The sequence below is a fragment of the Xanthomonas sp. LMG 12460 genome (assembly GCF_009192895.1).
In the GTDB taxonomy this organism is placed as follows: domain Bacteria; phylum Pseudomonadota; class Gammaproteobacteria; order Xanthomonadales; family Xanthomonadaceae; genus Xanthomonas_A; species Xanthomonas_A sontii.
Genome location: NZ_NKUH01000122.1, coordinates 1 through 504 on the forward strand (window position 1 = coordinate 1; position 504 = coordinate 504).

Genomic DNA, 504 nt, shown 5'->3' on the forward strand with positions numbered 1-504 from the left:
GGTGCTGGCCGGGGTCGCGCCCCTGGCCGCCGAACTGGCCGACGCCTTGCGCGGGCGCCTGAACGCCCCCACACAGGGAGCCAGCACCGCGCGCGCGGCCACACCGGCCTTCCCCCACCCCGACTACCAGCGCTTGTGGCAGGCGCTGGGCCACGACCCCATCTGTATGGATTCAGTGATCGCACGCAGCGGATTGACGGCCGCAGCGGCGTCCTCCATGCTGCTGGCCATGGAACTGGATGGCTACGTGGCGGTCGAACGCGGTCGTTACACCCGCAAACCCTAGTTTCTTCACCTCCACAGCGTCTCGCGACGCAGGCCGAGGGGCAATGAAAGAGAGCATTCTGGATGTCCTGCTGTACCTGTTCGAACACTATTTCAGCGAAGACGCGGATCCGGTCCGCGATCGCGACTCCCTCCAGAATGGCCTGATCCAGGCCGGTTTCAGCCCCACCGAGATCAGCAAGGCGTTCGACTGGCTCGACGCCCTGGCCGACCAGCGCC

Annotated in this window: 1 protein-coding gene and 1 pseudogene; both read left to right on the forward strand. The window is 66.7% G+C overall.

Translation table 11 applies throughout. The features are described 5' to 3' along the window. A pseudogene (locus CEK66_RS19310) lies at nucleotides 1-286 on the forward strand (DNA-protecting protein DprA); the annotation flags it as partial. Between the two features lie 43 nt (nucleotides 287-329). Continuing rightward, nucleotides 330-504, forward strand: a 175-nt coding sequence (locus CEK66_RS19315; RefSeq protein WP_152237979.1) for a DUF494 family protein, incomplete at its 3' end; no start/stop codon positions are given.